Consider the following 8,840-nt stretch of genomic DNA (forward strand, 5'->3'; position numbering starts at 1 on the left):
ACATGATTTTGCTACTGATCCATTTATTGCTATGGCTTAAGGTCACCCGAAAATCACTTATCAATAACGATTTTATCCAATATACCGTTTAAATAGGCAATAGCCACTCCATAATTCGTCATGGGGATACCTTGGAAGCATGCTTGCTCAATACGGCTAAGTACATACTTACGGTTGAACATACAAGCGCCACAGTGGATAATTAAATGGTATCCGGATAAATCTGCAGGAAAATCATTTCCCGAAACAATATCGATATGTAATCCTTCACCTATCTGTTTACGCAGCAGGCGAGGGAGTTTTACCCTACCTATATCTTCTGATAGCGGAGCATGTGTACAGGCTTCGGCTATCAGTACGTGAGATTGTTCTGTCAGGGCATCAATGGCAGATGCGCTTTTTACATAATATTGTATGTCTCCTTTGTATCCGGCGAAGAGTACAGAGAACGAAGTAAGCTGACTTTCCGCAGGCTTCTGTCGGTAGACGGTATGGAATACCTGTGAATCTGTGATAATCAGCTTGGGTGGAGAAGCGAGTGCGCATAATGTATCTTCCAGTTTGTCGGTAGTACAACTCATAATCAGACATTTCTTGTCCAGGAGTTCGCGAATGGTCTGTACCTGAGGCAAGATAAGTCTGCCTTTGGGTGCTTGGATATCTTGCGGCATTACTAATAGAACAACATCTCCTTCTTTCACCAGATTTCCGGTAATTGTTTGTCCGCCAAAGTCGGCGGGCAAGTTCTTTAGAATGGCGCGGTAGATATCTTCAATTCCCGAACGATTCTTGGCACTGACGATAACTGGACGTTGCTTGCAGGTTTCTTCAATCCGGTTTGCCAATTCTTCAGCGTTTGTCTCTCCGGCATTTGTTCGTTGGTCGGCTTTGTTGAGGATGAGTACCACCGGGATTTCATGTTCTGCTAACCGTTTCATCCATTCCTGTTCCTGATAGTCTCCTGTTTCACAAAGCAATAATGCAATGTCGGTTTTTCCAATAACTTTCAGGGTTCGTTCCACACGCATGGTTCCTAATTCGCCTTCATCGTCAAAACCCGGGGTATCGATAATCAGGCAAGGACCAAGCGGGTGAATTTCCATTGCTTTTGTTACGGGGTCAGTGGTAGTACCGGGAGTAGGAGAGACGAGGGCTACCTCTTGTCCGGTCAGAGCATTGACAAGGCTGGATTTACCTGTGTTTCTCCGCCCGAAAAGGGCGATATGCAGGCGGTTGGCATTGGGGGTACTGTTACGGTTGGTGACAGAGATGTTGCTATTATTGGTGCCGGAGATGCTGCTGTAGCTGGTGTCGGAGGTATTATTCATGGGCTTTTATTTATTTTCTATTTTTTACCAAAGTTCAGCAATTATAAGTAGACTTGCGATATTTAAGATTTTTATAAAACTTTGCATTACTCTGAGGTGGGAGATTAAGCAACCCAACCCCGTTTCTAAAACCTGAAATCTCTTTCCCCTTTCTCTATCTCCTTTAGATTCCGTAAGGCTATCTCCCGGATTTTCGGATTGGGAATATGCGCCGTTTCTTCATAAATAAGATGCATACCCTTTTCCCGGGTCGCAGGTGAGGCATAGTCTTCCAAATATTCTTTCAGTGTCATTAGTGCATTAGGTTGGCAGCAGTTGGCTATCTGACCGTGTTTGACAAGCGACATGAAACGGTCTCCGGTTCGTCCTTCACGGTAGCAGGCGGTGCAGAAACTGGGGATATGCCCTAAATCGAGTAACCAACTTACTACTTCATCCAGTGTGCGGCGGTCGCTGACATCAAATTGGGCTGAGTTTTCTCCCTCCGTTTCCGGTGCGGCATATCCGCCTACGCTGGTACGTGAACCGCCGCTAATCTGTGAAATTCCTAACTTGAGTACTTTGCGGCGCACTTCTTCTGACTCGCGGGTAGAAATAATCATACCCGTGTAAGGGACTGCAATACGGATGACAGATATAATGCGGCAAAATATCTCGTCGGATATAGCATTTGGAAAATCTTTCGTTTCAATATCATCCGCAGGACAGATACGCGGTACGCTGATAGTGTGTGGGCCTACACCGAAAGTTGCTTCCAGATGTTCGGCATGCATCAATAATCCTGCGAAATCATAACGATATGTATTCAGTCCGAATAAAACGCCTATGCCTACATCATCTATACCACCTTCCATAGCACGGTCCATGGCTTCAGTGTGATAAGCATATTTACTTTTGGGGCCGGTGGGATGCAACGTTTCATAGTTCTCCTTATGGTATGTTTCCTGAAACAGGATATAGGTGCCTATACCGGCCTCTTGCAGGCGACGATAATTCTCCACCGTCGTTGCGGCTATATTAACGTTTACTCTTCGGATGGCTCCATTCTTGTGATGGATGCCATAGATGGTATGAATAGACTCCAATATATATTCAATGGGATTGCGTAATGGGTCTTCACCGGCTTCGAGCGCTAAACGTTTATGTCCCATATCCTGCAAAGCGATGACTTCCCGGCGTATTTCTTCCTGAGATAACTTTTTGCGGGTTATTGTATGGTTCTTGGCATGATAAGGACAATATACGCACCCGTTGATGCAATAGTTGGAAAGATATAGCGGGGCAAACATAACGATACGGTTGCCGTAGAGTTTCTGTTTGATTTCGTGTGCCAGACGAAAAATGCGTTCGGTCAGGTCGGGTTGGTCGCATTCCAGTAACAGGGCGGCTTCACGATGTGATAACCCTTTGCATAGGGCGGCTTTCTCAATGAGACTTTCTATCAGTTCACGGTTGTCTTTGTTTGAACGGGCATACTCCAACGTACTCAGTATTTCCTGATGATTGATGAATTCTTCCGCTTGTTTCGATTTGACGTTATACATGCTTTTAGGGATTAACTGTTAGTGATTAATGGTTAGTGGTTAGTGATTAGTGATTAGTTATCTTACAGCCGGCTAATCACTAATCATTTACTATTATCCACTATCCACTCCCATAGTCCCCTCTTTCTTTTGAAATCCGGTAGCCGATAGCCGCCAGTTTTTCTTCTAATAGTTGCAATCCTTCTGCTGCCTCAGCGCCTAAGGAAGCTTTGTTGTCGTAGAGTGTATAATTCTCTCGTTGTTCGCGGGGAGAAAGATTGGGCATTACAACATTTGCGCCTGCCAAGATTCCTCGTTCGCGTCCGTCCGGTAAAAGAGTACTCAATGCTGTTGTTGATGGCAATAATACTTTCGGATGCATCAGGCGGAAGATGGAAAGTAACTTCAAAGTCATTTCGACGCTTCCCGGTGAGCACGTTGCAAACGGAGTGTCATGGTGCGGAATGAATGGTCCGATACCTATCATTTCCGGATGGAACTGTTCAATGAAAAGTATATCTTCCATCAGATGGTCGATGCTTTGCCCGGGACTGCCTACCATGATACCTGTCCCTGTTTGATATCCGATTTCTTTTAACCATTCCAGACATTGAAGGCGCTTGCGTAATGACATGCCGGAAGGGTGCAACCGGCGATAATGTTCTTCGTTATGGGTTTCGTGCCGTAATAAATACCGGTTGGCGCCTGCTTGAAAGAGACGTTCATAGGTTTCACGGGATTTTTCGCCAAGCGACAAAGTGATGGCGCAATCCGGGAATTCCCTGCGGATGGCAGAGACTATTCCGACAATACGGTCGTCTTTTACATCCGGCGTTTCGCCGCCTTGCAATACAAAGGTTCGGAAGCCGAGTGCGTATCCTTTGCGGCAACATGCCAGAATCTCCTCTTGCGTCAGTTCGTAACGAACTACAGCCTGATTCCCTTTCCGTATTCCGCAATAATAACAGTTATTACGGCATCGGTTTGTAATCTCAATAAGTCCGCGAATAAATACCTGATTGCCAAATACTTCGATAGTTACCTCTTGCGCTTGTTCTTGCAGATATTTCAATGCTTCTGCATCTTGGGAGAGGAGTAAAGCTTTGTATTCGTCGACATTCAATGTATGCCTTTGGCGAAGTTTTTCAATCAGGGAAACTATCATAGCATTGTTTTGAAGAACTAATATGTTTTCTCTTGTTTAGACAGTTCCTGTACAAGCTGGCGTTTGCCCGCACCGATTTCATTATGTGTGCAAGGGCCGGTGATACATCCGCCTTCGCAAGCCATTACTTCAATGAACTGTCCCGGCGCTTTACCCGATTTGGCGTAAGCCCGCAATGAACCGATTGTCTTTTTATCAAGGTTAGCAATCTGGATAGCGTTGACTTTATCGGCTTCCTCTTTCAGATAAGCCTTCACAGCTCCCATTACACCGCCTGTTTGTGCAAATCCATGCGCCTCACGTACGGATGTGAACGCCATTGAATAAGGCGGTATCTGTTCCAGTTGGATATTGAACCCATCTAATACGGACGCCACTTCTTCGAATGTCATAACAAAGTCAACCGCTTCGTCGCGTTGGGCTTCTTTGCGTTTTGCCACACAAGGACCAATGAATACTATTTTGGCGTCGGGATATTGCTTCTTGGCAATACGTGCGGTATAGTACATGGGCGAACCTGTGCCTGATACATAAGGCTTCATACCCGGAACATGTTTGTTTACCAACTCAATATATGATGGACAGCATGATGTTGTCATGAACTTCTGTCCTTCTTCCAACTTCTCGACCAGTTCGTGCGCCTCGTTACTGACAGTATCCATAGCGCCTTGTGCAACTTCGATGACATCTGCAAATCCTATAGCTTTGAAAGCGCCATACACGTGATTGATTGTGGTTTTGAATTGTCCCAGAATAGACGGCGCTACAATGGCTACCATCTTTTCTCCATTACGTATTTTGTGCAGGATATCAAATACCTGCGATAGTTCGAAGATAGCGCCGAAGGGACAAGCATTAAGGCACTTCCCGCAATAGATGCATTTACTTTCATCAATATGTTCGATGCCTTTTTTGTCTTTACTGATGGCTTTCACCGGACAGGCTTCTTCGCATGGTACAGGGATATAGACGATTGCATGATACGGACAACTTTTATGGCAGATGCCGCAACTGATACATTCGTCATGATCTATCCATGCCTGTCCGCTCTCTTTTACGTGGACTGCTTTCTTCGGACAGTTGGACTGGCAGCTACGCGCCGTACATCCGCGGCATAGATTGGTGATTTCATAATTGATTTGTACACAAGCCGAACAGGCTTCATCAATCACACACATGATGTTATCCTTGGGCTTTCCGTTAGCCGCTCTATCGAGTGCGCGGCTTGCATACTCCGACAATGGGGTTAATTCATCGCTTTCATCTTCCATGTCCAACCCCAGTAGCGGTAGCGATTTGTATTTCCATACGGCGCGTTCCTTATGTACACAGCAACGTCCGGCATGTTTGGATCTCCTTGGACTCAGTTCGATGGGAAGGTGGTCTATCTTTTCTATAAGTTCATTGTCTTTCCACAGTTTTACCAGTTCGGTCAGTAGTCTGTGTCGGACAATCATAATGTTATTAGTAAATGCCATAATATCTATTTTTCGATTAGTCAGTCGCACAATAGCGTGCAAAGATAGTGATAATTTAGCGAAGCGGAGCTTGGCAATTTTGATTTTTGAATTATAAATTATGAATGGGCTGCGTAATGCGAGTGATTTTTTAGATGCAGATGACGCGGATGACGCGGATTTCCTTTTTTATCTGCTCCGTATCATCTCCGTACCAACTCCGTAGTTGCTCCGCTCTATAGGATACGGAGGAGGTACGGAGCAGACACGGCTCTGACACGGCTCTGACACGGTATTGATATGGTATTGACACAGTATTGATGATTTTCTTCATTTAACCGGTATGAGATACGAAGTGTTTTATGTATTTTTGTCCGGAATTAAAAAACAATGTATAATTTATGAGAGATTTTATTTATTACGCCCCCACACAGGTGGTATTTGGTATTCAATCGGAGGAAAAGACAGGGAAGTTAGTGAAGCAATATAACGGTACGAAAGTACTGGTGCATTATGGCGGACAAAGTGCCGAACGTTCGGGGCTGCTTGAAAAAATCTGCCGGATGCTGGAGGAAGAAGGCATTGCTTATGTGAAACAGGGTGGCGTGGTACCTAATCCCCGCTTATCAAAAGTGCACGAAGGTATTGAACTGTGCCGGAAAGAAAAGGTTGACTTTATTCTTGCAGTAGGTGGCGGCAGTGTTATAGATTCAGCGAAAGCGATTGCTTATGGAGTTCCTTATGAAGGTGAAGTCTGGGATTTCTATATGGGCAAAGCAAAAGCGAAGGCTTGTCTTCCGGTTGCAACCGTGCTGACTATTCCTGCGGCGGGAAGTGAGATGAGCAACAGTTCTGTGATTACGAATGAAGACGGCGACCTGAAGAAGGGTTATTCAAATGACTTGTCCCGGTGCAAATTTGCCGTGATGAATCCCGAACGTACCTTTACGTTGCCCAAGTATCAGACTGCTTGCGGGGTTACGGATATAATGATGCACACGATGGAGCGTTACTTTTCTCACGATGATGATATGACGGTGACGGACGCTGTTGCGGAAGCTGTTCTGCGTACGGTAAAGGATAGTGTCTTTGTGGTTCTGAAAGAGTCGGAGAACTATAAGCACCGTGCTCAAATCATGTGGGCGGGCAGCCTGGCGCATAACGACCTGACCGGATGCGGAACTACGGGAGACTGGGCTACGCATCAGCTTGAACATGAATTGAGCGCATTGTTTGATGTGGCTCATGGAGCAGGTTTGGCTGCTGTTTGGGGAAGCTGGGCGCGCTATGTTTATAAAGAGAATGTAACCCGTTTCGCTCAGTTTGCGGTGAATGTGATGGGAGTTACCAATGACTTCAAGTCTGCCGAAGATACAGCTTTGGCAGGTATCGAAGCTATGGAGCGTTTCTACCATGCTATAGGAATGCCCGTCGGTATCCGCGAACTGATAGGACGTCAGGTTACTGAGGAAGAAATTAAGCTGATGGCGGATAAGTGCAGCTTGGGCGGTAGTGCGACAACCGGAAATCTTAAAGTTCTGTATCGTGAAGATATGGAGAATATCTATCGTATGGCAAATAAGTAAAATAGAATAAGGTTGTGTCAAGAGTAAAGTAGACTATCAAAAAGATATTTTTCATCCGCAGATTACGCAGATAACACAGATTCGGTTTTAAATAAATCCCTGTAATCTGTGTCATCTGCGGATGAAAGATAGTAGACTTAGGCTTTTGACACAGCCTTATCTCTCTCTTTATTTTACTGCTGATCCGGTCTTCTTATTTTGCTTCTTCAAGCGTACAGATACTAACCCGGTTCCAGCTTGATTCGGAGAACATATTGCCTATGCCCTGACCTTCGGATACGATACGGTCTGCGCTGATTTTGTATTTCTTAATCAAGAGATTCTTTACAGCATCCGCACGTGTTTGAGCCAGTTTCTCATTAAGCTCTATTTTACCTTCCGGTGAAGCGTACCCTTTAATTGTAACTTTTACATTCTGATGACTCCGCATATAATCGGCTACACGTTCTACATTGGGTTGTTGAGATGCGTCGACTGCTGATTGTCCTTGTTTGAATGATACAAGAATTTCCGGGATTTCGGTTGTTTTCTTCACCACAACTACCGGTTTAGCTTTTTCGGCATTGGCTTGGTAATTGCTAAATTCTTGTTGAAGCATGTTGAGTCTTTTGGCTTCTTCACCCAGCAGGTTGTTCTTTTCGTTGACTTGGCGGCGCAAGTTGTTGATTGTGCCGTTCAGTTCATTAATCTCGGCTTGGTCATACAGTTTTGCCAAAGTGAAATGGTGGCTTCCGTTGCTGCCTCTGAAGTGGTAAGCCAGTCCGGCTGTCAGTTCAAGAGATGCGTTGTTGGCATTGAAGCGACTTTTGTGCTGGTTGAAATCACCTTCCATGTCATATACCAGAGCCGGCTTAATGCCTAAGGTCCATGCTTTGCTTTCTCCCAAATTGAAGTTGAAATTCAGTCCGAGGCGTGATGACCAGGAATTATAGTCGCCTGCGCCGTTCGTGTAACCGTGTAACCAGCCAATACCGCCTAAGGCTTCAATTTCGAATACGCGGGGAGTTCCCTTGTAGGTTCCGAACAGGTTCATCAGGTTGACTTTACCCAACAGGCTAACGTCCGATCCGTCGAAAGCTGTTTTACTGTATGTGGTATTTATATATCCCATACCTTGAATACCAAGTCCGAAAACCGGGGTTAATTGCTTCGAGAATTCAACTCCTACTGCGGGACGTGCATTCTTAAGAAATGCGCTGTGCGTTAAAGGAGTGATTGCACCGGCTTTTAATTCCATAGACCAATTGTCTCCGAATTTGCTGCCTTCAACTGTAGTCTGGGCATTTGCTGTAAGTGCCGCTGTTGCTACGAATACTACTGATAGAATGATTGATTTCTTCATAATTAAAGTATATTAAATAGGTAATACAATATTGATGTTTCCATTCGCTTAAAAGAACGCTATATAAATAAAATAGTTCAATGACCAAAAGCGGAATTAATAACTATTTAACGTTTTGAGGCTCATTTGTGGCTTTTGAATCTTAAAAAACAGATTTAGTATTCAAATTTTAACCTTAAAAAACATAACCGGGATTTGTGCGGATGTTCTTAGTCTTATAAATCATGTTTTATATGTTATGTATTAGTCGTTTTACTAAAAGTAAGGGCAAACGGAATGCTTGCTATTAAAAAGATAGCTAAAATGCCTTTTTGCTGACGAGCATTTCTGTTAGGAGGTGGGAAATAGAAATTGCAGGTATAAAGTTCTGAATATATATGCGGATATTCTGCATAAATCGGGAGTGATATACAGGTTTTATGCAAAAAGAGCCTGTTGC

At 44.4% G+C, this 8,840-nt stretch carries 8 protein-coding genes; 1 reads left to right on the forward strand and 7 read right to left on the reverse strand.

Features of this window, described 5'->3' with window-relative positions:
- Positions 1–53: 53 nt before the first annotated feature.
- From hydF to B2Z67_RS06040, 5 genes are all read right to left on the reverse strand, one after another.
- Complete coding sequence (gene hydF, locus B2Z67_RS06020; RefSeq protein ID WP_291528913.1) at positions 54–1,328, reverse strand: [FeFe] hydrogenase H-cluster maturation GTPase HydF; 1,275 nt, start codon at positions 1,326–1,328, stop codon at positions 54–56.
- Between the two features lie 125 nt (positions 1,329–1,453).
- Positions 1,454–2,872 carry a [FeFe] hydrogenase H-cluster radical SAM maturase HydG gene (gene hydG, locus B2Z67_RS06025; RefSeq protein ID WP_291528914.1) on the reverse strand — a complete coding sequence of 473 codons (1,419 nt, stop codon included), beginning with the start codon at positions 2,870–2,872 and terminating at the stop codon, positions 1,454–1,456.
- Positions 2,873–2,972: 100 nt separating this feature from the next.
- Complete coding sequence (gene hydE / locus B2Z67_RS06030; protein WP_291528920.1) at positions 2,973–4,013, reverse strand: [FeFe] hydrogenase H-cluster radical SAM maturase HydE; 1,041 nt, start codon at positions 4,011–4,013, stop codon at positions 2,973–2,975.
- A gap of 20 nt (positions 4,014–4,033) precedes the next feature.
- The gene (locus B2Z67_RS06035; RefSeq protein WP_291528915.1) at positions 4,034–5,494 is read right to left on the reverse strand and encodes a monomeric [FeFe] hydrogenase; all 1,461 of its coding nucleotides are present in this window, start codon (positions 5,492–5,494) and stop codon (positions 4,034–4,036) included.
- Between the two features lie 130 nt (positions 5,495–5,624).
- Positions 5,625–5,807 (reverse strand): hypothetical protein, encoded by a 183-nt coding sequence (locus B2Z67_RS06040; RefSeq protein WP_291528916.1) that lies wholly within the window; start codon positions 5,805–5,807, stop codon positions 5,625–5,627.
- 67 nt (positions 5,808–5,874) lie between these two features.
- Here B2Z67_RS06040 and B2Z67_RS06045 point away from each other — a divergent pair, with 67 nt between their 5' ends.
- A complete protein-coding gene (locus B2Z67_RS06045) occupies positions 5,875–7,059 on the forward strand; it encodes an iron-containing alcohol dehydrogenase (protein ID WP_291528917.1) in 1,185 nt (394 codons plus the stop codon).
- A 193-nt stretch (positions 7,060–7,252) separates the two neighbouring features.
- On the opposite strand, the gene B2Z67_RS06050 is transcribed toward B2Z67_RS06045, so the two are convergent.
- Together B2Z67_RS06050 and B2Z67_RS06055 are read right to left on the reverse strand one after the other, a co-directional pair.
- On the reverse strand, positions 7,253–8,401 hold the full coding sequence (locus tag B2Z67_RS06050) for an OmpA family protein (protein ID WP_291528918.1): 1,149 nt from the start codon (positions 8,399–8,401) through the stop codon (positions 7,253–7,255).
- A 236-nt stretch (positions 8,402–8,637) separates the two neighbouring features.
- The coding region (locus B2Z67_RS06055; protein WP_291528919.1) for a hypothetical protein at positions 8,638–8,840 on the reverse strand (203 nt) is incomplete at its 5' end.

Source organism: Bacteroides sp. UBA939, from assembly GCF_002293435.1.
Lineage (GTDB): Bacteria > Bacteroidota > Bacteroidia > Bacteroidales > Bacteroidaceae > Bacteroides.